This is a genomic window from Brevibacillus sp. HB1.1 (assembly GCF_013332445.1).
In the GTDB taxonomy this organism is placed as follows: Bacteria; Bacillota; Bacilli; order Brevibacillales; family Brevibacillaceae; genus Brevibacillus; species Brevibacillus porteri.
Genome location: NZ_JABMIV010000004.1, coordinates 15458 through 39850 on the forward strand (window position 1 = coordinate 15458; position 24393 = coordinate 39850).

The 24393-nt window shown below is 47.1% G+C and carries 19 protein-coding genes; 5 read left to right on the plus strand and 14 right to left on the minus strand.

Annotation, left to right across the window (positions count from 1 at the left end):
- Positions 1-29 precede the first annotated feature (29 nt).
- Positions 30-962: a flagellar hook assembly protein FlgD gene (locus HPY27_RS12660; RefSeq protein WP_017252236.1), complete on the plus strand. Its 933-nt coding sequence runs from the start codon at positions 30-32 to the stop codon at positions 960-962.
- Between the two features lie 64 nt (positions 963-1026).
- On the opposite strand, the gene HPY27_RS12665 is transcribed toward HPY27_RS12660, so the two are convergent.
- The 6 genes from HPY27_RS12665 to ftsE form a co-directional block, all read right to left on the minus strand.
- Positions 1027-2736 (minus strand): hypothetical protein, encoded by a 1710-nt coding sequence (locus tag HPY27_RS12665; RefSeq protein WP_174225147.1) that lies wholly within the window; start codon positions 2734-2736, stop codon positions 1027-1029.
- A 121-nt stretch (positions 2737-2857) separates the two neighbouring features.
- Complete coding sequence (locus HPY27_RS12670; protein WP_069850781.1) at positions 2858-4219, minus strand: PDZ domain-containing protein; 1362 nt, start codon at positions 4217-4219, stop codon at positions 2858-2860.
- A gap of 15 nt (positions 4220-4234) precedes the next feature.
- Complete coding sequence (locus tag HPY27_RS12675; RefSeq protein ID WP_069850783.1) at positions 4235-5704, minus strand: S41 family peptidase; 1470 nt, start codon at positions 5702-5704, stop codon at positions 4235-4237.
- 90 nt (positions 5705-5794) lie between these two features.
- Positions 5795-6997: a murein hydrolase activator EnvC family protein gene (locus tag HPY27_RS12680; protein WP_174225148.1), complete on the minus strand. Its 1203-nt coding sequence runs from the start codon at positions 6995-6997 to the stop codon at positions 5795-5797.
- Positions 6998-7024: 27 nt separating this feature from the next.
- A complete protein-coding gene (ftsX, locus tag HPY27_RS12685; RefSeq protein ID WP_017252241.1) occupies positions 7025-7921 on the minus strand; it encodes a permease-like cell division protein FtsX in 897 nt (298 codons plus the stop codon).
- Positions 7911-8597 carry a cell division ATP-binding protein FtsE gene (ftsE, locus tag HPY27_RS12690; protein WP_015893511.1) on the minus strand — a complete coding sequence of 229 codons (687 nt, stop codon included), beginning with the start codon at positions 8595-8597 and terminating at the stop codon, positions 7911-7913. The genes ftsX and ftsE overlap by 11 nt, the downstream gene beginning before the upstream one ends.
- A gap of 337 nt (positions 8598-8934) precedes the next feature.
- On the opposite strand from ftsE, the gene HPY27_RS12695 reads away from it, so the two are divergent.
- Positions 8935-10092 carry an iron-containing alcohol dehydrogenase gene (locus HPY27_RS12695; RefSeq protein ID WP_174225149.1) on the plus strand — a complete coding sequence of 386 codons (1158 nt, stop codon included), beginning with the start codon at positions 8935-8937 and terminating at the stop codon, positions 10090-10092.
- Between the two features lie 438 nt (positions 10093-10530).
- Entirely contained in the window at positions 10531-10863 is a 333-nt protein-coding gene (locus HPY27_RS12700; RefSeq protein ID WP_174225150.1) for a hypothetical protein, read from the plus strand.
- A 187-nt stretch (positions 10864-11050) separates the two neighbouring features.
- Here the strand turns inward: HPY27_RS12700 and HPY27_RS12705 are convergent, their stop codons facing one another.
- Positions 11051-12148, minus strand: coding sequence for a GerAB/ArcD/ProY family transporter (locus HPY27_RS12705; RefSeq protein ID WP_174225151.1), 1098 nt, complete (start codon positions 12146-12148; stop codon positions 11051-11053).
- A gap of 139 nt (positions 12149-12287) precedes the next feature.
- On the opposite strand from HPY27_RS12705, the gene HPY27_RS12710 reads away from it, so the two are divergent.
- Positions 12288-13199 carry an acetamidase/formamidase family protein gene (locus HPY27_RS12710; RefSeq protein ID WP_174225152.1) on the plus strand — a complete coding sequence of 304 codons (912 nt, stop codon included), beginning with the start codon at positions 12288-12290 and terminating at the stop codon, positions 13197-13199.
- A 60-nt stretch (positions 13200-13259) separates the two neighbouring features.
- Here the strand turns inward: HPY27_RS12710 and argH are convergent, their stop codons facing one another.
- Together argH and HPY27_RS12720 are read right to left on the minus strand one after the other, a co-directional pair.
- Positions 13260-14705 carry an argininosuccinate lyase gene (gene argH / locus HPY27_RS12715; protein WP_106835123.1) on the minus strand — a complete coding sequence of 482 codons (1446 nt, stop codon included), beginning with the start codon at positions 14703-14705 and terminating at the stop codon, positions 13260-13262.
- The gene (locus HPY27_RS12720) at positions 14702-15961 is read right to left on the minus strand and encodes an argininosuccinate synthase (RefSeq protein ID WP_174225153.1); all 1260 of its coding nucleotides are present in this window, start codon (positions 15959-15961) and stop codon (positions 14702-14704) included. The genes argH and HPY27_RS12720 overlap by 4 nt, the downstream gene beginning before the upstream one ends.
- A gap of 276 nt (positions 15962-16237) precedes the next feature.
- On the opposite strand from HPY27_RS12720, the gene HPY27_RS12725 reads away from it, so the two are divergent.
- The gene (locus HPY27_RS12725) at positions 16238-16777 is read left to right on the plus strand and encodes a histidine phosphatase family protein (protein WP_174225154.1); all 540 of its coding nucleotides are present in this window, start codon (positions 16238-16240) and stop codon (positions 16775-16777) included.
- A gap of 28 nt (positions 16778-16805) precedes the next feature.
- On the opposite strand, the gene HPY27_RS12730 is transcribed toward HPY27_RS12725, so the two are convergent.
- The 5 genes from HPY27_RS12730 to HPY27_RS12750 form a co-directional block, all read right to left on the minus strand.
- Positions 16806-18143, minus strand: coding sequence for an HD-GYP domain-containing protein (locus tag HPY27_RS12730; RefSeq protein ID WP_017252248.1), 1338 nt, complete (start codon positions 18141-18143; stop codon positions 16806-16808).
- Positions 18127-18678, minus strand: a complete 552-nt coding sequence (locus tag HPY27_RS12735) for a DUF5317 family protein (protein WP_017252249.1) — start codon at positions 18676-18678, stop codon at positions 18127-18129. Before HPY27_RS12735 ends, HPY27_RS12730 begins: the two co-directional genes overlap by 17 nt.
- A gap of 430 nt (positions 18679-19108) precedes the next feature.
- Positions 19109-20080 carry an ornithine carbamoyltransferase gene (gene argF / locus HPY27_RS12740; protein WP_174225155.1) on the minus strand — a complete coding sequence of 324 codons (972 nt, stop codon included), beginning with the start codon at positions 20078-20080 and terminating at the stop codon, positions 19109-19111.
- On the minus strand, positions 20025-23267 hold the full coding sequence (gene carB / locus HPY27_RS12745; RefSeq protein ID WP_174225156.1) for a carbamoyl-phosphate synthase (glutamine-hydrolyzing) large subunit: 3243 nt from the start codon (positions 23265-23267) through the stop codon (positions 20025-20027). Before carB ends, argF begins: the two co-directional genes overlap by 56 nt.
- Positions 23260-24366, minus strand: coding sequence for a carbamoyl phosphate synthase small subunit (locus HPY27_RS12750; protein WP_017252252.1), 1107 nt, complete (start codon positions 24364-24366; stop codon positions 23260-23262). Before HPY27_RS12750 ends, carB begins: the two co-directional genes overlap by 8 nt.
- Positions 24367-24393: the final 27 nt, after the last annotated feature.

Sequence of the window (24393 nt, forward strand, 5' to 3'; positions counted from 1 at the left end):
TAGACTCGCCACCTTCAGGGAGGATTGACATGTCAGATACCGGAACAACCGTTAAAAATAATCCATATATACAACCTCATTTGAGCTATAAAGGCAAAAAAGAATTCACCACCGAGCTCGACCAAAATGCCTTTATGAAGCTCATGCTCGAGCAGTTAAAACATCAAGACCCTATGTCCCCAATGGACAACTCTCAGTTCATCCAGCAAACAAGTATGCTGACCATGGTAGAAAAAATCACAAAAATGACCACGCTGATGGAGCAATCGAACAACAGCATGGTCACTTTGGAGAAGTATGAAAAGCTGGTAGGTCGTACTGCTTCGTATTCCCTTACTACAAAAGACGAGATGACGGGAGAAACTAAGACGGAGAAGAAAGAAGGCGTACTTGATGCCGTATACATGGATCAAGGCAAAATCTACTTCCGTATCGCAGGCGAATCGACACCGATTCCGCTGGCAGACGTCTCCGGATTGGAATCGCAAGGTCTGGCCGGCAATACGCTCGACAACAGCGTGAAGTACATGGAAATGATCGGTCGTGAGATTTCCTATAAAGTAACAAAGGAAGTCGACCGGGATGGCAATCCAGATACCAAAAACGACGTTTCCAAGGTTGATGAAATCTTGAATGGCGTCATCACTGGCTTTACCACCAAAAACGGTACCGCACAATTCCAACTGGATAATGGATCAACCGTAAAAGCCGAAGAAATCGTAGGCATGACGGTGAAACCTGAAAACAGAACAATGGGCAACTCCCTTGCCTATGCGCAAATGATCGGCTACAACATCACGTACAATCAGTCTCAGACGAATCCGGACGGTACCACTACCAATACGCCTCTTACAGGCGTGGTCAAAGCTGTCAGCATGAAAAACGGAGTAGTCGAATTCGTCCTCAAGGATGATAAGAAAGTCGCTCTCAACCAAATCACGGGATTCGAAGCAACTGCCTAGAATCGTATACAAAAAGCCGCAACTCTTCGAAATCGGAGAAGGCGGCTTTTTCTTATACAGGGTCCTATTCGTTTACGATCACTTTTCCGGTTATCGCATCCACATAAAATGTATCATCTACTTTAAATTCTCCCCCGCAGAAGCAATACGAGCGAGTCTGACGAAACGAAAGGTCATAGCCGAGCTTCCATGTAATCGTGTTTTTCTCGTAATCCGGCTGGTGGATGTAGGTCAGCTCAAGTGGAAAGGTTTGCAGTAAACGGGTCATGGCCACTTGTTCTTTAAGTGCTTGGGAATGGGCCGGGTATTTGACACTGGCCGGTTTGTTTATGCTTACCTGTTCCCATGCACCCGTCCATGAATCGATCCGAATCGTATACATCCCGTCCTCCACACTCTGATTGATCCCATAAACCGGAATGCTGTTCACGAGAGGATCAGCTACGATCGAGGTGTACCTTTTATTTCCATCCTCCGTTATTTGGAGTTGATTGCTTCCAGACGGAGTCAGTCTTTTCAAAAGCTCATCCGCTTCTATTCGATCTCGCTTCTTATCCGTTTTCACATTAGACCAATGCGGATTGTTCACCCTCGTAGAAAATTCAAGCAGTTCACCAGTCTTTGCATCCGTCACGAGAAGATGATGCTGCTCGCCGTTACTACTTCCCTCGGGAAAGGTAGCCATTCGTGATATCTTGTCGGCATCGGGAACCCCCTCACCAAAATTTCCCCATATGAAATAACGAAGGGCTGGACCATCATCGTAACTCGCCTCGTAGATGGATAGCGACAGCTTTTCTGTTTCGATTCGAAACAACATGCGTAACAAATCACGCGCTTGCGACTCTGTTTGCGCTACCCACTTCTCACCTGTTCCTGTCACATTGATGGTCTGAGACGGATTGGTTGTCCCTCGGGTATTCTTTGTTACTAATCGTTTGCCACTAAAGGCATCTAATGCACTACCTGTATGTTGCTGCGTTATAATTCCATTTTTCAGGACATAAGCAAGCTTTGCTTCTACCTGATCGCTTTGCTTATGAATGGGCAATAAATAAACAAGTTCCAATGGACGGCTTTCTTGCCACTTTCGTACAGCTTGTTCGGAAGAGATGACGCGCTGTGGAGATGGGAGTGAAGCGGGACTTACTTTTTCGTATAGCCTGCCATCAAAAGTGGAAAACCAAACAATTCTTCCCGATGCATCAAAACTGACGAGACAATCATAATCGTCATCGAGTACAACATTATTCAGGACTCGCACCAGTCGAACCGTCAACAGGTCCTTATTTTTATATACCTCTCTCGCTTGATAGGCGTTACCTGTACCTGTTCCCTGCAAACCAGCGACAAAAGCCAGCGCACGTGTTTTGGCCTGCTGCTCAGTCGGGTAGGCAGGCTTTGTTGCTATTTTCGGAGTAAGTTTCAGTCTGAGCAACTCCCCTGTCTGTCCGTCGAAAATCGCATCATCCATGGACGATTCGGCCTCAGCAGCAGACTGTGCAAACGTGACCACCACCCCGCTAACACCAGGTCCATCCACATCGCCACCGTAAACGACATAGCGCGAAGACAGCTCCGGTAAAAGCTTGACTAGCTTTTGGACACCTTTCGTCACGTGCATCGGGACAGCCACAACCGATTGAGCCTGCGCTACGGTCACAGGACTCGTTGCGCCTACTCCTGATAAGGGGGAGGCAAAAATTGTGGCTGCAGCTAATGTACCCGACAAAAACCACGAGACCGTTCTTTTCACTTTGAACACCGAACCCACTCCCTCTTTTTTCCTCCTACATTGAGACGCAACTGCCACCAGTAAGTTTCCGAATGGACAAGCTTTTCTAGAAAAAAAGAAGGTATGCATTTTTGACTGCATACCTTCTCCCCAACTATCCTTATGCTCCTACATTCAGCTTCTCCAGCTTTTGCTTGATCAGCTCGACTACACTGGCGCGTTTCAAATCAACAAATGCACGGGTATTTGCATCCGGAACCACAATGATCCCCAACTGGTGATGATTACCCGCATAGACTGCACACTGTACGAACTTCAGCTCGCCTTCACGCGTGAGTACTTCCATTTTGCAAAAGGCAGGATTGGCTTGTAGTGCTGGATACAAATCTTCTTTTTCCCGCACCGAAATGCCATTTACTTTCACGATAATCTCACCGGGCGTGATGCCGATTTCCTCTGCTCTCGTCCCTGGAATGACACCCATTACTTTTACACCACGTGAAGACTGGATGAAATAAGGCGAACGCTTTCTTTCTTGATACTGACTCCAGAAAAACAACGCCTCATGACCGAATAGTGCAAAGATCGCGGCCAGCAAGATCAACGGATAAAACCATACAGCCAGAGCACATAACCCCAACAAACCAATCGCATACAGTGTCAAATTTTTCGCAACCTGCGTTGCTTTTCTATAAGGTGTCATCGTTTGCGTCATATCGGAGAACCCGGTCACCGTCGGCAAAAGCATCAGTCCGAATGAAGCGGCTTCCGGCGAAAAGAACGGCCACCCCGGATACAATGCACCACTGATAGCACCTGGCTCCAACTGTACGAACAACACGGCTGGCGTCAGCCAAAAAGAATGAAGCAAATAGGCACCGACGATCCGACCACGCTGCCCTTCCACGAATAGCGGAGAAGCGTCCCGCCCACCATTCCAGCGTACGAGCATCGCTTCAATCAGATGCATGACCGCAACTAACGCAAGCAACGGCAAAGGTTTCGCCTGACGTATCATTTCCCAGACATAGCTCAATCCAGGAACATCCGTAACCGGTGGAATGACCTGTGTGATCGCGTGTAAAATCGCCAAAATCCCTGCAGCATATGCGAAACAGAGAAACCGTAAACGAATCAACGCCAAGATGAGCGCCAATCCCCATAGTATCCACAAATCCTGTGCTTGCACGACCACGCCGAGTCCTGCACTAAGAAGAGAAATAAGCAAGCCTCCCACCAAGCCCATCCCTACTGCCCGTATCGTCGAGAGCAAGGGTGACTGAATGCGTGCAGAAAAAAGCTGTCTTTCCAGGTTCATCTGTCTGCGATAATGCAAATAAATAAAAACCAGAAAGAGATAGAAAACAGGATTGATAAAAAATGCGGCAAAGCCATATGCAATGGTAAGCATATCTGCCTGTATCGCCAATTGCCTCACCTCAACTAAAAGAAAGAAAAACCACGGCATTTGATTTGCCGTGGTTATCATTTCTACGGAAAGCAGGGAATTACCTGCTTCCATTTTCTTGATTATTCATTACTTGCCCGTAACTACATCCAGAGCTTTTTGCAATTGCAGGTCATTTTCTGGCTTCGTCATCGTTTTACGGAGACTTTCTTCCAGCGAAGAGCGTGTCTTCGCGTCTACTTTACCAGTTACCTCAAGCTTGCTGGAGGTTTGGAACTGCTTGATTGCTTCCTCTGTCTTTTCATCAAAATAGCCATCTTCGCGTCCTGGGGACAGATTCAAGCCCTTCAGGATGAGCTGCAGGTTTTTCACGTCAGTACCAGCCATGTCGCGCTGCAATACTTTATCTGCCGGCAACAGAGTTGCGTTGAAATAGTCTGGTTGCTTGACTGCAAAATCTGGCGTAATGCCTTTTTTATGGACCCATTCGCCCTTCGGCGTGACCCACTTGGCAATCGTCAGCTTCAATTGGCTCTTGTCGTTCATTTCCATTGTACTCTGAACGGTTCCCTTACCAAAGGTCTTCTCGCCGACCAGCTTGTAGTTACCGCTATCCCGCATGGCACCTGCCAAAATCTCCGAAGCACTGGCGCTTCCGCCATTAATCAGTACTGAGATTGGATAAGACTTAGCAGCTTCTGTTGTCGAGAAATATTCTTCTTTTTGCTGTCCGCCATTTCCATACTCGATTTGCACGATCTTGCCTTTATTCGGTACGAGGATTTCTCCGATTTCTTTCACAGCCAGCAAATACCCGCCCGGATTGCCTCGAACGTCAATTACCAAACCGCCAATTCCCTTCTGCTCGAGAGCAGCCAGCTGTTCTTTGAAGTGCTTAGCTGTGTCTGTAGAGAATTGGGTAATGTTGATTACGCCTACTTTAACACCGTTCTTCTCGAGTATCTGACTGTTTACCGTCTCAATCGGAATATCATCCCGCACACACACGATGGTAAGAGGCTCTGGCACTCCGGCTCTCACTACTTTGAGAACCGCCTTTGTACCTTTAGGCCCGCGAATCTTCGTCACTGCCTGATGCAGGTCCAATCCTTCAAGAGATTCATCATTTACACTCAAAATTTGGTCGTTTGGTCGCAGCCCTGCACGCTCCGCTGGAGAGTTTTTGAATGGTGAAACAACCGTTACCCGACCATTTTGCATCGTAACTTCTGTCCCGATCCCTTGGAAAGTCGAGTGTAGGGTAGATGTGAACTCCTCAGCAGAACGAGGGTCCATGTAATCACTGTACGGATCTTCGAGCGACCCGACCATTCCGCCAATTGCACCTTCTACTAATTGCTCATTGGTGACATTTTGGATGTAATCTTTCTTGATCGTGGAAAACGCCTCGTACAACTTCTGGAACTCTTTCGGATAATCTCCGCTCCCAGAAAACAGCGCCATGCTGGAAGCTGTTAAAGCCCCACCTTGACTTGAACTGGCGCTAGCCGATGTCTTCATGATCGCCATCGTAATAAAACTGCTGGCTACCATCGAGATGAGTACAAGCGCGATTACGGTACGTCCTTTCCATCTCACTGTTACGTCACCATCCTTTGTGCTACCGGAAAAGATATGCTGCTAGTTTATGCATGTTCCGTTAACAATATTTGTCTGGTCGCACGAGGTTTACTTCAAATACGGCATTGGGTTGACCTCAACATCGTTTTTATAAACGGTAAAATGCACGTGATTCCCAGTTGATCGACCGGTAGAGCCTACCTCCGCTATCTTTTGACCTCTCGATACGGACTGGCCAGCAGACACCTTGATACCGCCCTCGCGAATATGGCCATACAGGGTGGTATATTCCGCGTTATGCTTGATCATTACAGTATTCCCGTAGCCGTTGGAATATCCGGCATAGATCACTATTCCGTCAGCCGCAGCCATAATTGTAGTTCCTTTTGGTGCTGCCATATCTAAACCATTATGCCCAGCAGATCTACCCGTAAACGGGTCCTTTCGTACACCGAAACCAGAAGTGAAGCGAAACTGACCACTCGCCACTGGTAAAGCAAACTTTCCGCCCTTGTAGCTTGTACTGGAAGAACTCATCGCTCGTACTCGCTCGGCGTATTTCGCTGATTCCATTTTAGTGATCGACAAGAGCTCCTGTCCATACTGAACAAAATCTTCTTGAAGGGCGGATTCTTTCTTTTCCAATTCAGCCTTTACCACCATGCTTTGCTTAAACTGCTTGTCCAATTCGACTTTGAGCACCTCAGCCTCATCGAACATCCCAGCGTACACAGTCAGTTGATGATCAATTTCTTTCTTTTTGGTCTCGATGGTTTCCTTATCGCGAATGTTATCCTCTAAAATACGCGTGTCCTGCTCCAAAATAAGCTGCAAGGCCTGCATACGCGTCAAAAAGTCCCCAAAGTCAGAGGAGCCGAGAAGTACATCCAAATAAGAGATCGTACCGCGTTCATACATGGAAGTCACACGCGTTCTGAGTAAGGCATCCCTTTTGGCTACGCGGTCTTTTGCTTCATCCAACTGATCCTGAGCGTTTGCTGCTTTTTCCTTGGTATCATCCATTTGCTGCTCAAGCTTGTCCAGCTTTTTCTGTGTATCGTTGCGACGCAAATCAATTTGCATCAATTGCGTCTCCAAGCCTTTTTTCTCTTTTTGCACGACATTGATCTGTTCTTCGGTCTTCTTCAATTGCTGCTGCTGGCTTTTCTTCTTCTTTTGGATGTCTTTTAGCTCTCGATTAATCTTGTCCAAAGAAGCCTTACTAGGCGCTGCCAAGCTCACATTTGTCGGGAGCACAGTACCGACTACAAGCCCAGTGATTACGAGTGCTAGCAGGATTCTCTTTCTCATGATACTCCTCCCACGCTCTTCAAATTATTAAACTCGCAAGAAGCGACGTACGGACACCAAACTTCCCCATATCCCGATGAATGCGCCAATCGCTAGCAAAGCCAGCGCCACTTGATACACGAGCGGGAATAGCGGCAACAGTTTAAACAGTTGGGAAGCTTCAAAGCTGGAGTGAATGGCATCCAGAAGGTAGTAATATCCAACCATTAACATAATGGTAGGAATCAATGCCCCTGCCACACCCATCAACAGCCCTTCCACAAAGAATGGCCAACGGATAAACCAGTTCGTGGCCCCAACCAACTTCATGATTTCAATCTCTCTGCGACGTGCCACAATCGTCAGCTTAATCGTGTTGGCAATCAAGAACATCGCTGTAAAGCCAAGTCCAATAATAAAGGCAATCCCGACATTACGAACTGCTCCTGTCAAGGAAAACAGCTTATCCACAGTGCCTTCCCCATAGGTTAGGCTTTTGACATACTGGAGATTTTTAATTTGAGCGGCAACAGCAGCAGTGTCTTGTGGTTGCTTCGTTTTTACGGTAAACGCATCCGGCAGAGGATTGCTCTCCTCCAAGCCTTCAAATAAGTATGCTTTTTCACCAAGGCTCTCTTTAAACTGCTTCAGACCCTCGTCTTTCGGTATAAATGAAACGGATTCCACTTGCGGAAGTTTCTTGATGTTGTTCTCAACCTGTGTGATGTTTTCTTTTGTCGCCAGCAAGTCCATGAAAACGCGAATTTCCACTTGTTTTTCGACGGATTGTGCAAAGTAATTGACGTTCATCGCCAACACAAGAAAAACTCCCAAAATAAAGAGGGTAATGGTCACGGCACTAATAGAAGCGAACGACATCCAGCCGTTCCGCCCGAGGTTTTTGACCCCTTCACGGACATGGCGCCCCAGCGTCCTAATCTTCATAACCGTATTCCCCTCTCTGCTCATCACGGGCGATTTGGCCTGCTTCGATCGCAACCACCCGTTTTCTCATGGTGTTTACAATTTCCCTGTTGTGTGTCGCCATGACGACAGTCGTTCCTCGCTGATTGATTTCTTCAAACAGCTTCATGATTTCCCATGAGGTCTCTGGGTCCAAGTTCCCCGTTGGTTCGTCCGCGATAATAATTCCCGGACTATTCACCAGTGCACGCGCTAAAGCAACACGTTGCTGCTCACCACCGGACAACTCGCTCGGCAGCATTTTTGCTTTATGCTTGAGCTTTACCAGTCCCAAAACATCCATCACGCGCGGCTTGATTTGTTTGGGATTACTCTCGATTACTTCCATCGCAAATGCGACGTTTTCGAAAACAGTCAATGTCGGCAGCAGCTTGAAGTCTTGGAATACAACACCGATACTGCGGCGGACTAATGGAATTTGACGTTCTTTAATTCTGCTGACATTGAAGCCACCCAAAAAGATTTGTCCTTTCGTCGGCTTCTCTTCACGGTACATCAATTTGATAAACGTAGATTTACCCGCTCCACTGGGGCCTACTACGTACACAAATTCACCCTTTTCGATTCGAATGTTGATACCTTTCAAAGCATTCGTACCATTCGGGTATGTTTTCCACACATCGAACATTTCGATCAAGCAAATCACATCCTACTTCGTCAGATCCTTCTTTATGTATCTTGATCCTGATTTTTTGTTAACGGTAAAATCGACAAAACCCCTCTACCCACTAGCAACCGCTGCCATACCTTGTTGAAAAACAGCGGGATTTCCCATCTTATCCATTATACCACCACGATTCAAGGATGGTATCCACTAAATCTCTCATTTCTTGTCGAAACAGCTTCGATTGTTAACAACTGTCACGAATTAGGGAGAAAATAAGATTGCACATTCCCGCCTAGCATCATGGAAAACAGTTGGCTACAATGAGTGTGACAAGAGGTTATTCATGTAAAAAGGAGCTGGATATAACGTGGAAAATTTTGTTTACCATAACCCGACTCAGCTGATTTTTGGACGGGGTCAATTGGCCCAGCTCGAGGAAAAAGCAAGACAGCTAGGTCCCACTGTTCTTTTGGTATATGGTGGTGGCAGTTTCAAACGAACCGGACTCTACGACAAAGTAATTTCTCTCCTCCAGTCTGCGGGCTGCCGCGTACATGAATTGGCAGGAGTGGAGCCAAATCCACGTCTGAGTACCGTGAACAAAGGAATTGAGCTATGCCGCCAAGAAGGCGTTAATTGGATACTCGCTGTTGGTGGAGGCAGTGTAATCGACGCGGCCAAAGCAGTCGCGATCGGTGTGCCTTACGAGGGAGATGTGTGGGATTTTTATACGCGTAAAGCGGTCGCACAAGAGGCTCTCCCCCTCGGTACCGTACTGACACTTGCTGCTACGGGTTCTGAAATGAACCGGGGAAGCGTCGTCACCAACTGGGAGACACAAGAAAAGCATGGAGCTGGCACGACGTTTCCAGCGTTTTCGATTCTGGATCCTGCGCATACGTTTAGCGTACCTCGCGACCAAACGATCTACGGAATCAGCGACATTTTGTCCCATGTATTCGAGCAGTATTTCACGCATACAACCGAAATTCCACTGCAAACACGTTTTGCTGAGTCAATCATGAAAACCGTCATCGAAAATGCAGAACGCGTCCTCACGAATCCGGAAGACTACGATGCTCGCGCCAACATCCTGTACTGCGGAACAATGGCATTGAACGGCACTCTCCCGGTTGGCGTCACAACAGACTGGGCAACTCACTCCATTGAGCATGCTGTCAGTGCTGTTTACGACATCCCGCACGGTGGCGGTCTGGCCATCATCTTCCCGAAATGGATGCGCTATGTGTACCGTGATAACGTCGCTCGCTTCGTGCGCTTCGCAACAGAGGTATGGAATGTCGATCCTTCCGGCAAGACAGATGATGAGATCGCCTTGGAAGGGATTGCCGCTACAGAAGCTTTCTTTGCCCGTATCGGTGCCCCGACCCGCTTGGCTGATTACGACATCACCGACGAGCACTTGCAGCTGATGGCCGAAAAAGCCACTCCGTTTGGCCCGATTGGTACTTTTAAACAGCTTACAAGCAAAGATGTTCTACTGATTTTACAAAAAAGTTTGTAAGGAGATTTTCTCAATTCTTGTAGTCTCCAAGGATCGTTTAACAAAGAAGAAAAACCAGAGTGAATATCCCCTTAGATAATTTATAAGGAAACATTAAGTATACACCTTTCTCAGATGGCATGGTTGCACGACACTTCCATGACTCAATTTAAGAAAGGTGTTTTACTTCCTATCCATGGACTAGTCTCAAATGCCGAATCAATAGAGTATCAAGAAATCCCGCTTCAATGGGCCCTATATTGTAATCCGTCTCCTTGCTCATAGATTTGGATAATCGATCCAACAAACAAAAAACATTACCTATGAAACCACAAAAATGTACATGATAAAACTGGCTAATTTTACCAAATTGTTCTTTACACGAAATTGATATAATGCTAATATTTGGATATTCCTGTTTTAAATGGAAAATTTTTAATTTTCGGAGGTATAAGTTTTATGAAAATCAGTCAGCTTATATTCACAGCTACACTCGCTGTACCGCTTCTCTTCGGAGTTCAAGTAGCGAATGCTTCTGAAAACGCGACTTATTTTGCTCGAGCTGCCGCTGACCCTGTTTCAGTATCTCTTAAAGTTGGCGGAACTTATCAACTTCCAAAAGGTTATACTTATTCTGTGTTTCCAGGTGACCCAGATCAAATGGAAGCAACTGTATCAGTAGATAAAAACTCTGTTTTGAAAGCAAACGCAACTGGAAAAAACTTAGTTATTCAATTAAAGAACGGAAATCCAACTGGAAACTCTTGGAGTGTATCAGTTACAAAAAAATAATAGTGCTTTTACAAACTCAGTATATTAAATAAAAATATGACCCGTATGATGGACACTTTAGTATAGTGCTTCTCATATGGGTCATTTTTGTTTTACTATTGATTGTCTTATCAATACAATTTAACTTTTCTCTGTTCGTTAGGAGTGGTAGTAGTTCCACTGGTTAAGCTCTCTACTTCTCACTTTTTTACTGTCCTAATGATCTTTTCCTAATTGTATGTGCGCATAACAGCACCAACGGTACACCGAAGCTATAAGTAAAATCATAGAATGGCCAGTACTTCGAAATGATGTCGCCAAAGACGACGATATTGGGTGAGAAAATCGTGGACATCACCATGAGCAAAATGATGTACGGAAAGATTAGAACCTTGAAGTTGTCGATTCGAAAAACGTGACGGATTCCCAAATGAAAAAACAGGCAATACAGCGTAATTTTGACGCTCACTGCGATAAACCAGATCACCGCGATAATCGCTTCTAGCCGCTGAATGAAATCCCCGAGCTTCAGCTGTTTGATGAGAACATAGGTCGGATAAAAATGCCGCGCAGTCTGATCTGCCCCCAAAACAAGGATGCACATCAGCATGATGATGAACAGCACAATTCCCCCAAGCAACGTCCCCAGAAAAAAATATCTCATCCGTTTTTGGATGGGCGAGACAAACGGAAGAACCGCCATAAAAATGACCAGCTCTGAATAAGGAAAGGCAATTGCCGCCGTAGATCCCTGCAAAATAGGCTTCCACCCATTTTCAAAAACAGGTGAAATTCTCGATATTTCCGCCTGTGGCAGCAGAGTAATCATGAGTAAAACAAAAAAGAAAAAGAACCAGACAAAATAGATTTCTGCCGATTCTGCGACTGTTTGCAGTCCCAAACTCACCCCAAACATAATCACAATGACAAACAACAGCTGTATCGCGAATCTTGGAGTCGAGACTAATAGATGCGTACCAACAAAGTCGCCAATTTCCATCACATGCGCCCCTGCTGAAAACAGCGTATAGCTAATAAACGAGAGTGTAATGATCGTTCCTAATACTCTCCCAACGGTTTGATCCACAAAGGTGAAAAAGCTTTGATTCCGATAAAGCTTCCCCACAGCTATGAGTAAGACAATATTGAGCAGTCCCACCACAAGCCCGATCAGGACGGATATCCACGCATCCTGTTTCGCGAGTGCAGCCGTCATGCCAGGCAGGACGAGAACGGAGTCCCCAATGGTAACAAGGGTGACGAGCATCAATAGTTGACGGGGACTGATCTTGTAGCTCTCTTGCATGATTGCTCCCTGCTCTCTTTAGGCCTTCGATTCCTTTGTACAATTATTTCCTCCATGAATCGGCGCTAAACACATAGGCATTTCATGCTATGATAAAGAAATATATGTAAATTTCGAAATGGACTGGAGGACTGCAACCATGTACAGAGTAAAAAAGCAGGACGTGATTTATGCCATGTCTCCTGAGAATCAGCCGGTCTTGAAGGTAGAAGCAGGCAGTATCGTAACGGTTGAAACCTGCGATTGCTTCGAGGACCAAATCCAATCAGCTGACACCGTGTTTCAAGAGCTTGATTGGAATCGGATCAACCCCGCTTCCGGACCTATTTATATAGAAGGAACAGAACCAGGCGATATTTTGGTTGTTCATATTCAGAAAATTGAGATTAAAATTCAAGGCGTAATGGTTACTGGACCAGAACTGGGTGTAATGGGATTCGACCTCCAAGAAAATGTAATCAAAATGATTCCGATACAAGATGGACAAGCTGTATTGTCAGACAAGCTTCAGGTTCCACTCAATCCCATGATTGGCGTAATTGGAACAGCTCCTGCCAAAGAAGCCATTTCATGCGGTACGCCAGGCGATCACGGCGGCAACATGGACTGCAAGCAAATGCGCGAAGGTACTACATTGCTTTTACCCGTAAATGTTCCCGGCGCATTATTTGCCCTGGGTGACCTTCATGCTGCAATGGCTGACGGTGAAGTAGCTGTATGTGGCGTGGAAATTGCTGGGGAAGTAACCGTAAAGCTCGATGTGATAAAAGGAAAGCAGTGGCCGCTACCGATGGCAGTCAATCAAGAGCACCTGATCACGATTGCATCGGAAAAAGAGCTGGACAAGGCTGCGGATCGAGCGGTAATTAACATGGTACAATTTCTACACGAAGAGCTGGGAGTAGAAAAGGCCGAAGCCACCTTCTTGCTCTCCGCTGCGGGAGATTTGCGTATCTGTCAGGTCGTCGATCCTTTAAAGACAGCCCGCATGGAGCTGCCTCTTGCGTACGCAACTGCATTAGGCTTTGATTCGAAAATAGTCGGTAGATAAGGATAGAACGCAAAAAAACCCCAAAGCTCTGGGGTTTTTGCTTTACCTACAAGTACGTTTTTATGCAGGTGAACCGACATCGATCAGGGATTCAATCATGACCTTTTGACTGTTTTTGTTTACCCAAGCATGTGTTTCTACCAGTTGCTTGCGGTACCAATCCATTTGTACTTCTACCTGATTACGAGCGGTCCCACCCAGCACGTTGCGTGCATTGACAACTGTCTCAACAGCGAGAGCGTCATACACATCTGCCCCAATAGCCTCTGAGAAACTCTGGAATTCTTCCAAGGTCAGATCGAGAAGATACTTTTGCTGCTCGATGCAGTACAAGACGGTTCTCCCTACGACTTCATGCGCCTGACGGAACGGCATGTCTTTGCGAACCAAATAATCTGCCAAGTCTGTCGCATTGGAAAAATCGTTGGTAACTGCTTGACGCATGCGATCTGCTTTGACTTGCATCGTCTTAATCATCGGCGTGAGCAACGCTAGCGCACCATGAATGGTAGTTACCGTATCGAACATGCCTTCTTTATCTTCCTGCATGTCCTTGTTGTAAGCCAGCGGCAAACCTTTCAATACGGTCAACAATCCAAATAGATTGCCGTAAACACGCCCTGTTTTTCCGCGAACCAGCTCTGCTACATCAGGATTTTTCTTTTGCGGCATGATACTGGACCCCGTGCAAAATGCATCGTCTAGCTCCACAAAAGAGAATTCCTGACTGCTCCAGATGACGAGTTCTTCGCACAGACGGGAGAGATGGGTCATGACCAAAGAAGCATCAGCCAAAAATTCGACGATGAAATCACGATCACTCACTGCATCCATGCTGTTTTGATAGATACCATCAAATTGTAGCAATTCCGCTACAAACGTGCGGTCAATCGGGAATGTCGTACCTGCGAGGGCACCTGCTCCAAGCGGCAGCACATTCACACGCTTCCACGTCTCGGTCATCCGTTCGATATCGCGTTGCAGCATGGACACATACGCCATCAGGTGATAGCCAAACAATACTGGTTGCGCACGCTGCAAATGTGTATAGCCTGGCATGACGGTATCGAGATGCTGGCTCGCTTGCTCGAGCAATGCCTCTTGCAAATACATCGCCAATTGGATAATCTCCATCAGCTTTTCTCTGAGGTACAGATGCATATCTAATGCAACCTGATCATTGCGGCTGCGGCCGGTGTGGAGTTTGCCCCCCACCGGACCGATTTCTTCAATCAGCATCTTTTCAATATTCATATGCACATCTTCGTGCGCAACGAGAAACTCAGCTTGCCCGCGCTCAATTTTCTCTTTTACCTTTTTCAAGCCAGCGATGATCTGTCTTACTTCCTCCATCGGCAGGATGCCGCACTTGCCCAACATGGCAACATGAGCCAGGCTTCCGACGATGTCCTGTCGCCACATTTTCTGGTCGAAAGAAATAGAAGCAGTATACTCTTCTACGAGTTGATTCGTCGGCTTCGTGAAGCGTCCTCCCCAGAGTTTCATTGCTTGATCGCATCCTTTTCATCCAAAATCTTAATGGCCGTGTTTTTATTCTCGTGCAGTACACCCTCGTTTACCTGTGCGTATACCTTTGTTGGCAGACCCCACAGCTTGATAAAACCGAGTGCTGCTTTGTGGTCGAATTGGTCACCTGCATTGTAAGTCGCCAGCTCATGGCTGTAGAGAGACGATGCAGAGGTGCGGCCTACAATGATCGCATGGCCTTTGTGCAGCTTCACACGTACGACACCCGTTACGTGTTTTTGCGTTTCTTCAATGAATGCCTGGACAGCATTGCGAATCGGCGAAAACCAGAGACCCTCGTAAATCACTTGCGCCAGTTTTTGCTCGACAATCGGTTTGAACTGGGCGACCTCACGTGGTTGCGTCAAGAATTCCAGCTCACGGTGAGCCAAAATCAAAGTAGTTGCAGCCGGTGTCTCGTAAACTTCGCGAGATTTGATGCCCACCAAACGGTTTTCCACATGGTCGATACGACCTACACCATGGTTTCCAGCGATTTTGTTCAGCTTGAGAATCAGCTCAGCCAGCGGGAGCTCTTCGCCGTTCAATGCAGTTGGCTTCCCTTGCACGAAGGCGATTTCGATTTCTTCTGCCTCGTCTGGTGCATCCGTGATTGACTTCGTCAGATCGTATGCACCTTCTGGAGGAGCAGCCCATGGATCTTCCAGAACACCGCACTCGCAGCTTCTGCCCCACAAGTTTTGGTCAATGCTGTATGGATTGTCCAGATCGATTGGGATCGGGATATTGTTCTTTTTCGCATATTCAATCTCTTCGTCACGCGTCCAGCCCCATTCCCGAACCGGCGCCACGATTTTGATATCCGGGTTCAGCGCTGTAAAGGAAACATCGAAACGTACCTGGTCGTTTCCTTTTCCTGTGCAACCGTGTGCGACAGCTACCGCGCCTTCTTTTTCCGCGATTTCAACCAGCACGCGCGAAATCAGGTAACGCGACAGTGCAGACACCAGCGGATACTTCCCTTCGTACATGGCGTTTGCCTTCAAAGCTGGCAATACGAATTCTTCTGCGAATGCATCTTTTGCATCGACTACGATTGATTTCAATGCCCCTACCTGCAATGCTTTTTTCTGTACGAAATCGAGGTCTTTCCCTTCCCCCACATCCAATGCAACTGCAATGACATCGTAGTTATACGTATCTTGCAGCCATTTAATTGCTACCGATGTATCTAAACCGCCTGAATAGGCCAACACAATTTTTTCTTTTGCCATCATTCTCTCTCCCCGTTTCGAAGTTTCTCTCATGCGAGTAATTATACAAACGAACTAATAAAAATACAACTATTTTTATTGTATATTTCTTGTGAATTCGCAGACAAAAACAGGAATGCAAAGAAATTATACATTTCTCGCATAAAGAGTATCTTGTTTTTATGCATACTCATTGTCTGTTTATGCATAAACGTTGCGCGATTGACAGGAAAACGAATCCAAGGTAGAGAATGAGTGAAAGGAAGAATTACATAGGAGAAGTCTGTTGGAGGGATTATGAAAACAATTTATTTGGTACGTCATTGTCAGGCTGCTGGCCAAGAACCCGAAGCCCTGCTCACGGAAAAAGGAGAAGTTCAAGCCCGGGAGCTTGCCACCTTCTTCGCAGATTCCCCCATCGATCGAATCATTTCGAGTCCATATCATCGGGCGATTGCTACCATCCAGCCTCTTGCACAGGAGCGCGGAATCGTGGTTGAAGAAGACACGCGTTTGGTCGAGCGCGTCCTTAGCGGAGTGGCACGTGAAGATTGGTTCGAGCGACTGCGCGATACGTTCGATGACCTGACTCTTGAATTCGAAGGGGGCGAATCCAGTCTCACTGCTATCAACCGGGCAAATTCGTTGCTCACTGAGATTTTGGCAGATGCGCACAAAGAAATCGTGCTTGTTAGCCACGGATGCCTGCTGGCCTTGCTCATGAAATCAATCGATGACCGCTTTGGCTTTCACGATTGGGAGAAATTAAGCAATCCGGATGTATTCAAGCTTACCTGCCATTTAGAAACCAGAGAGATCGTCCGCATATGGTCGTAAACGAATAAAAACAGTTACAAGGGGCAGCTCATCTGATTGCCTCCTGTAACTGTTTTTGTGGGATGGACTCTATTCCGATAATGCTTTGCAACTCTTCGTACGGCAGTCGCTGAACGATTCTGATAAAATGCTCCGCCAATATCGGATCAAATTGGGTACCAGAGCCCCGTCTGATTTCTTGAAGCGCTTCCTCCACAGGCAAACCTTTTCGATAAGGCCTGTCCGCAACCATCGCATCGAAAGCGTCTGAAATGGCTAAAATTCTCGCCATCAACGGAATCTCATCCCCAGCTAAACCATCCGGGTATCCCCTTCCGTCTATTCGCTCATGATGGGAGCGGATCGCAGGAAGCAATTCGTTGAACATCCCTGCTTGCAAAATAATTTCGTAGCCAATGACTGTGTGCTGCTTGATCTTGTCGTACTCTTCCGGGGTCAGCTTTCCTTTTTTATTGAGAATTTCGTCTTCAATGCCGATTTTTCCAATGTCGTGCAGGATTCCCCCGATATAAACATCCTCCACTTTGCGTTCGGACAAACCAATATCTCTCGCAATTTCTCTTCCCCAGTAAGCTACCCGCTGAGAATGTCCACTTGTGTAGCGATCTCGTGCGTCAATGGAAGCAGCCATCGTCGTTAAGAAGTTGTGATTGAATGATTTGACCTCTTCTACTTTTTGCTGAAGCCTTTGGAGGTTGTCATAGTAATGATGAAATACGTAACTGATCGTAATAAACGCAATCATCATAGGAATTAGTGGTAGCGGGCCATATGACTCTACTAAGCGGGAACCTACTCCGGCTAAAATTAAAAGCAGCAAGTAAGTCGAGGTAAATCCTTTTGCCATCATCTTTACGGTTCGCGCCCAGGTCATTTGATGAAAATAGGAGATACCCAATCCACATAAAATCAGGTTCACAAACCAATAAACCACAGCCAAAATCAAATCGCTAATAATAGGAGAAACGGTTCCGAAGCCCTCGATCCAATCCTTCAAAAACGCTACTGTCCATATCGTCATTAACAATTGTCCAATATTAATGATAGCTTTTAGCGGATTAAACCTTACCAGGAAAGCAATGATTAAAGATTCAATAACTGCAGCCCATACTCCGACCCATACGCCGTACAACAAGATACCCGAAAAGATTACAGCATTGTTCACTGTTAAAATCGTATTCGATATACGCACGGGAGCAAAACAGGAGAAAATGGTCAGGAGAGTATAGGTAGATAATACCCCCCAATGCTCACGAACTGCCCATTCAGATGAAGATGTGTAAAAAATATAGATTGCTGCAATGACAAATCCAACCTGTACAACAATCCCCTTTATCCAATTTGCATAATCAGTTTTTTGTCGCATAACTTTTACCTTCGCGAAGTTGTAGTAATGAAATGGGTTTATTCATCAATCGCTGAACAAGTAAAAAGGCGCCTAGCATAATAAAAATATCGCCGATGCTAATAATCCGAGGAATGATAGATGGCATGTAGATGACATCCGTCAAAAACGGAAAATTTGAACTTTCCGTCAATACACTATGCTTGAAATTCGTTCCGTTTATAACCGGCTCTAAATCATAAGGAAGCTTTGCTGCTTGAACTAAATCAATTGGCATTTTTCCATTGTTAGACCAAATTGCAATCGCATTCAGAAACCAGCCGATTAAAAATATCCGCATATCCTCAAATTCTCGATTAAAAACGAGGAAAGCCAAAATAAACACATACGCGATCGATATGAAAATGCCACCGATCGCAGGGAATAAGACCGCACAAGCTTGGAGCAGTATGGTAACGACAAGAAGTTTTATTTGATTGAATTTAGGAAAATCCTTGATTCTTCCCCCTCGCAGCAATGCTACGAGAAAAGATAGGGCAATTACATCCAATAGCATGTTGTTTCCTCCAAGCTTGAAGAAAAAACACCACTCAGCCAAGCGGTGTTTGTTTCTCCAATACGCTTATTATCCAATATGGAAGTTTGCAGAAGTAGCTGCTACGATTGCTACCACCATCATAATTGCCGCGAACCATTTTTTCATTTTCTTTTCCCCCCTTCAGGCATAGTGGAGAAAGCTGGCTTCGCTACTGTCCGTGATGCAGAGGCCAAGCGACCAAGTACAACCCCTGCTCTTCTTTCCTTTTCCATTACGGAAAAGGTTGGATTCGCTACTGGCTCCATACGGACCAAGCGACCAGATACAGTCCGTACTTCTTTGCTTCTTTCTTACCTTTATTTTACACATAAGTGACAAAATTCGGCAATCATAGATTCATAGTCTATTCGATTTAATTACAGATAGTTCTATTTAACTAGAACTATGTTCACACCAGCGCCGCCAATATCGCCTTTTGTGCGTGCAATCTATTTTCAGCCTGATCGAAAATGACAGAGCGTGATCCGTCGATAACCCCTGTTGTCACTTCTTCCCCACGATGTGCTGGTAAGCAATGCAAGAAGAGATAATCACGATTTGCCGCTGCTACCAACTTTTCGTTCACTTGATAGTCGGCAAATGCTTTCAATCGCACCTCATTTTCTTCTTCAAAACCCATACTAGTCCAAACGTCCGTGTATACAGCATCTGCCCCCATGACAACCGCTATCGGATCGGTGGTCACCATCATTTTTCCACCGCTTTGTTTCGCATATTCTGTAGCTTTTGCGACAATTGTTGCATCCATTTCATAGCCTGCCGGAGTCGCCACCCGCACATCCAGGCCTAGCAGGGCTGCGCCCAGCACCAGTGAGTTCGCCACGTTGTTGCCGTCTCCTACATAGGCGAGCTTGACTCCTTTCAGCTTGCCTTTATGCTCCCAGATCGTCAGCAGATCAGCCAATGCCTGACAAGGATGGTACAGATCGGTCAAGCCATTGATAATGGGGATCGAGGCGTGCTCAGCAAGCTCTTCTACATAAGAGTGGGAAAAGGTGCGAATCATGATGGCATCCACGTACCGGGAGAGAACTTTTGCGGTGTCGCTGATCGGCTCCCCGCGTCCGAGCTGTAGCTCTTTTCCGCTCATGAACATCCCTAGGCCACCCAACTGATGCATCCCTACTTCAAAGGAGACGCGCGTACGGGTCGAAGCCTTGTCAAAGATCATCCCCAACGTCTTGCCTTGCAAAGGCTGGAATGGCTGTCCCAGCTTTTGCAATTGCTTGACGTGAGCAGACAGATGGAGCAGCTCCATCAATTCTTCCCCGTTGAATTCATCGACGCGTAAGAAATCTTTTCCTTTATGCTTTTGTAACGGCAAGTTTTGAAAGTGTTCCAATATCTTCACTGGCTGCATGCGAGCCACCTCTTTTCTTCATAATAGACTTCACGTATAACTCGAACGTATCGACAGCGGAGAACAACGGCACACCCTGTTGTACCATACGACTTCGCAGAGCAAATCCTGTCCGGCCCTGACGATTGCCTTTCGTCGCAGTAACAAGTGCGTAGGCCGCTTCTTCCTTTTGCAATAGCTCGATCCACGCCGTTTCATCTGCCACGACATGCTTCACGACAATTCCTTCGGCTGCAAGCCACTTGGCCGTTCCCGGAGTCGCTGCCAGATTGGCACCGTCTACTTGAATTTTTCCAATCGACTCTCTTACGCCGTCCTGCTTATCTCCATCTGCCAGAGAAATCATAACCAACTGACCTTTTTGCCAGTCGCCGTACAAATTGTCTTTGAAAGCAAAGGCTTTGCCTGCTGCCTCTTCGAAAGAATGCCCCAAGCCGAGAACTTCTCCCGTCGATTTCATCTCTGGACCTAGTACCGGGTCTACGCCGTTCAGCTTGATCGTGGAGAAGACTGGCGCCTTGACGACTGCAAAAGGAATCTCTGGCAAAAGCCCTGTACCGTAGCCCATCTCTGACAGCTTTTCACCCAATTGTGCGCGCACTGCCAGTTGAACCATCGGGATGCCAGTCACTTTGCTCGTAATCGGTACGGTCCGTGAAGCACGAGGATTTACCTCCAGTACATAAACCGTTTCGCTATCAATGACGAACTGGATATTGATTAACCCGACCGCTTCCATTTCTCTCGCGATTGCTTCTGTATAGCTCGCGATTTTTTGCTTGCTGTCATCCGTCAGCTGAGGAGCTGGGAACAAGGCTACACTGTCGCCTGAGTGGATGCCCGCTCTCTCCACATGCTGGAAAATCCCTGGGATAATGACAGATTGTCCGTCGCATACCGCATCTACTTCTGCTTCCTTACCTGGAACGTATTTATCCACAAGGAGTGGGAAAAACATGCTCATATCCGGATGATTCAGCCAGTCGTGAATGGTAGCCTGCAGCTCGTCGATATTGTGGACGACTACCATACCTTGCCCGCCGATGACGTACGAAGGTCGCATCAAAACAGGAAAGCCGATTTCCTCCGCAATCACGGTCGCATCCTCCAAGGTCGATACTCCTTTACCGGGGATATGCGGAATATCCAACTTGCGCAGCATGGCATAGAACAGCTCGCGGTCCTCCGCACGTTCGATGGCTGTAAGTGACGTACCCATTACTTTCAGCCCCGCGTGCTCCAGCTTGGCGGCCAGATTGATCGCGGTTTGACCGCCGAACTGAACCATGACGCCCTCAACCTGTTCGCGTTCTGCGATATGCAGCACGTCTTCTACGTGAAGCGGTTCAAAATAAAGATGGTCGGCTGTTTCATAGTCCGTGCTGACCGTCTCTGGGTTGTTGTTCACAACGACAGCCGCAATACCGCTTGCCTGAAGCGCTTTGGCTGCATGCACGGAGCAGTAGTCAAACTCGATACCCTGACCGATGCGAATGGGACCTGAGCCAAGTACCAGTACTTTGCGGCCAGACAGTGACTCGACCTCATCTATTCCTTGCCAATCCGAATAGTAGTAAGGGGTTTGGGCATCAAATTCTGCTGCACAAGTGTCCACGATTTTATAAGTAGGCGTAATGTCCGATTCTTGACGCAATGATTTGATTTCGGCAGGTGTAGCACCTACCAGTGAAGCAATGGTTTCATCGGCAAACCCGCGACGCTTTGCTTCCAACAACAGCTCAGGGGTCAGTGTTTTCCGATCGTGGCAAGACAGCTCTACTTCCAAATCCACGATTTTACGCAAGCTCCGCAAGAAAAACGGATCGACACCAGTCAGACTGTGCAGCTCACTTTCTGTAAAGCCTTTGCGGATCGCCTCGGCAAAAACAAACAGTCTGATATCCGTTGCTTCTTGCAAGGAATGTGCAAGCTCATCACGTGTCCAGGAGGCCAGCTCTGATCGAGTCAAATGTGTGCAGCCCTGTTCCAGGGAGCGAACTGCCTTCAAAAGTCCTGCTTCCAGATTGCGGGCGATCGACATGACCTCGCCAGTCGCTTTCATTTGGGTCCCCAGCTTGCGGTCTGCCAGCGGGAATTTGTCAAATGGGAAGCGCGGGATTTTGACAACGATGTAGTCCAACGCTGGTTCAAAACTAGCGTACGTATAGCCTGTGATTGGATTGAGTACCTCATCCAGTCCATAACCTAGTGCGAGCTTGGCGGCGATCCGCGCAATTGGATAACCTGTTGCTTTGGATGCCAACGCACTTGAACGGCTTACACGAGGATTTACTTCGATCAGCACATACCGATCGGAATTCGGATCAAGCGCAAATTGAATATTGCAACCGCCTACTACCCCTAGCGAACGAATCACTTTCGTTGATACGCTGCGCAGCATTTGGTACTGGCGGTCTGTCAGCGTCTGAGATGGCGCGACAACAATACTGTCTCCCGTATGAATGCCTACTGGGTCCAAATTTTCCATATTGCACACGATGATGCAGGTATCATTTGCGTCCCGCATGACCTCGTATTCAATCTCTTTCCAGCCTTTTACACTGCGCTCAATCAATACCTGACCGATTGGGCTAGCTGCAATGCCACCCGCTGCAACTTTGCGCAAGGACGATTCATCCCCTGCGATCCCGCCGCCTGCTCCTCCGAGTGTATAAGCAGGACGGACAATCACGGGATAGCCTATAGTGTTCGCAAACTCGATTGCTGCTTCTACAGATTCGACTGTATCGCTCTCTGGAACAGGCTCTCCGATTTTTTGCATCAATTGCTTGAACAGCTCACGGTCTTCCCCGTTTTGAATGGCAGCCAGCGGCGTACCCAACAGTTGGACGTTGTACTTTTCCAACACACCCGCTTCTGCCAGCGAAACAGCAAGATTAAGTCCCGTTTGGCCGCCTAACGTAGGCAAGAGGCCATCGGGACGCTCTTTTGCGATAATAGCTGTCACGGATTCCACCGTGAGCGGCTCCAGATATACTTTGTCCGCTACTTGTTCATCTGTCATGATCGTAGCTGGATTGTTATTCACCAGCACGACCTGCACGCCGGCCTCCTTTAGGGAAAGGCAAGCCTGTGCACCTGCATAATCAAATTCCGCTGCCTGCCCGATGACGATCGGACCAGAACCGATGACCAATACTTTATGAATGTGTGGCAATTTAGGCATATCTCTTCGCTCCTACTACGCGCATCGACTGCAAGAATTGGTGGAAAATGTGGGATGTATCACTAGGGCCCGGATGTGCTTCTGGATGGAACTGCACACTGAAAACAGGCAGACTAACGTGACGTAATCCTTCGACTGAACCGTCATTGACATTGCGATAGGAAACCGTTAACTGACGTTTATCCAGAGACTCTTCCTTGACCACGTACCCGTGATTTTGTGAACTCATGTATACTTTCCCAGTCATCAGATCTTTGACCGGATGATTGCTACCGCGGTGACCGTATGCGAGCTTTTCTGTCTTGCCGCCGTACATCAACGCCAATACTTGATGCCCCAAGCAGATGCCTAATGTCGGGTACTGCTCCACGGCTTTACGCCATTCGCTGCAATACGCAAGCAAATGCTCCGGATCGCCAGGCCCATTGGAAAACAACAAGCCGTCTGGTACGAGAGCATTGATTTGGGCAAAACTCGTATCAAATGGAACGACCGTGACACGGCAGCCCTGTTCGAGAAGTGCATCCAAAATCGATTGCTTCATGCCGAGGTCAATCAAGACGACATGCTCGCCTGTTCCCGGATACCGCTCCACCTGCTGTCTGGATACGTTGGCAACTAATGATTTCTTGGCGTGCTTGTAGCGCAGGGACACAACTTCCTCCACCTGCATAGGCTGATCGGAAATGACACCGAATACGGTACCGTCTTGGCGGACGCGCTTTGTAATCGTTCGCGTATCAATCCCTGCAAGGATCGGGAACCCAAATGCTTCTGCCGCTTGAGCCAAAGTCATGTTTGATTCGTAATGGCTTGGCTCTGTGCATAGCTCGCTGACAATCATCCCTGTCAAAGCTGGCTTGGCTGCCTCATAATCCTTTTCGTTGATCCCGTAGTTTCCGATCAAGGGATACGTGAAGGTAACGATTTGCCCTGCAAAAGAAGGGTCTGTCATCACCTCTTGATATCCTGTCATTCCTGTATGAAAAACCACTTCTCCGAATCCGTTAATGGGGGCGCCATACAGCTTCCCTGTAAAAACCTCACCGCTCTCCAGCGTTAAATATCCTGTACCTAACGATTGATTCTCTCTATCCATCTATAAAGCCACTCCTCTCCAATGGGC

Coding starts and splice junctions, on each gene's coding strand:
- HPY27_RS12735 (WP_017252249.1), bottom strand. CDS start 18,678: ATGCTATTGGATGTAATTGCCCTATCTTTTCTCGTAGCATTGCTGCGA.
- HPY27_RS12720 (WP_174225153.1), bottom strand. CDS start 15,961: ATGGCAAAAGAAAAAATTGTGTTGGCCTATTCAGGCGGTTTAGATACA.
- HPY27_RS12730 (WP_017252248.1), bottom strand. CDS start 18,143: ATGCGACAAAAAACTGATTATGCAAATTGGATAAAGGGGATTGTTGTA.
- HPY27_RS12710 (WP_174225152.1), top strand. CDS start 12,288: ATGTACAGAGTAAAAAAGCAGGACGTGATTTATGCCATGTCTCCTGAG.
- HPY27_RS12705 (WP_174225151.1), bottom strand. CDS start 12,148: ATGCAAGAGAGCTACAAGATCAGTCCCCGTCAACTATTGATGCTCGTC.
- ftsX (WP_017252241.1), bottom strand. CDS start 7,921: ATGAAGATTAGGACGCTGGGGCGCCATGTCCGTGAAGGGGTCAAAAAC.
- HPY27_RS12680 (WP_174225148.1), bottom strand. CDS start 6,997: ATGAGAAAGAGAATCCTGCTAGCACTCGTAATCACTGGGCTTGTAGTC.
- argF (WP_174225155.1), bottom strand. CDS start 20,080: ATGCAGCCAGTGAAGATATTGGAACACTTTCAAAACTTGCCGTTACAA.
- HPY27_RS12700 (WP_174225150.1), top strand. CDS start 10,531: ATGAAAATCAGTCAGCTTATATTCACAGCTACACTCGCTGTACCGCTT.
- HPY27_RS12725 (WP_174225154.1), top strand. CDS start 16,238: ATGAAAACAATTTATTTGGTACGTCATTGTCAGGCTGCTGGCCAAGAA.
- HPY27_RS12670 (WP_069850781.1), bottom strand. CDS start 4,219: ATGGAAGCAGGTAATTCCCTGCTTTCCGTAGAAATGATAACCACGGCA.
- carB (WP_174225156.1), bottom strand. CDS start 23,267: ATGCCTAAATTGCCACACATTCATAAAGTATTGGTCATCGGTTCTGGT.
- HPY27_RS12660 (WP_017252236.1), top strand. CDS start 30: ATGTCAGATACCGGAACAACCGTTAAAAATAATCCATATATACAACCT.
- argH (WP_106835123.1), bottom strand. CDS start 14,705: ATGAAACTCTGGGGAGGACGCTTCACGAAGCCGACGAATCAACTCGTA.
- HPY27_RS12750 (WP_017252252.1), bottom strand. CDS start 24,366: ATGGATAGAGAGAATCAATCGTTAGGTACAGGATATTTAACGCTGGAG.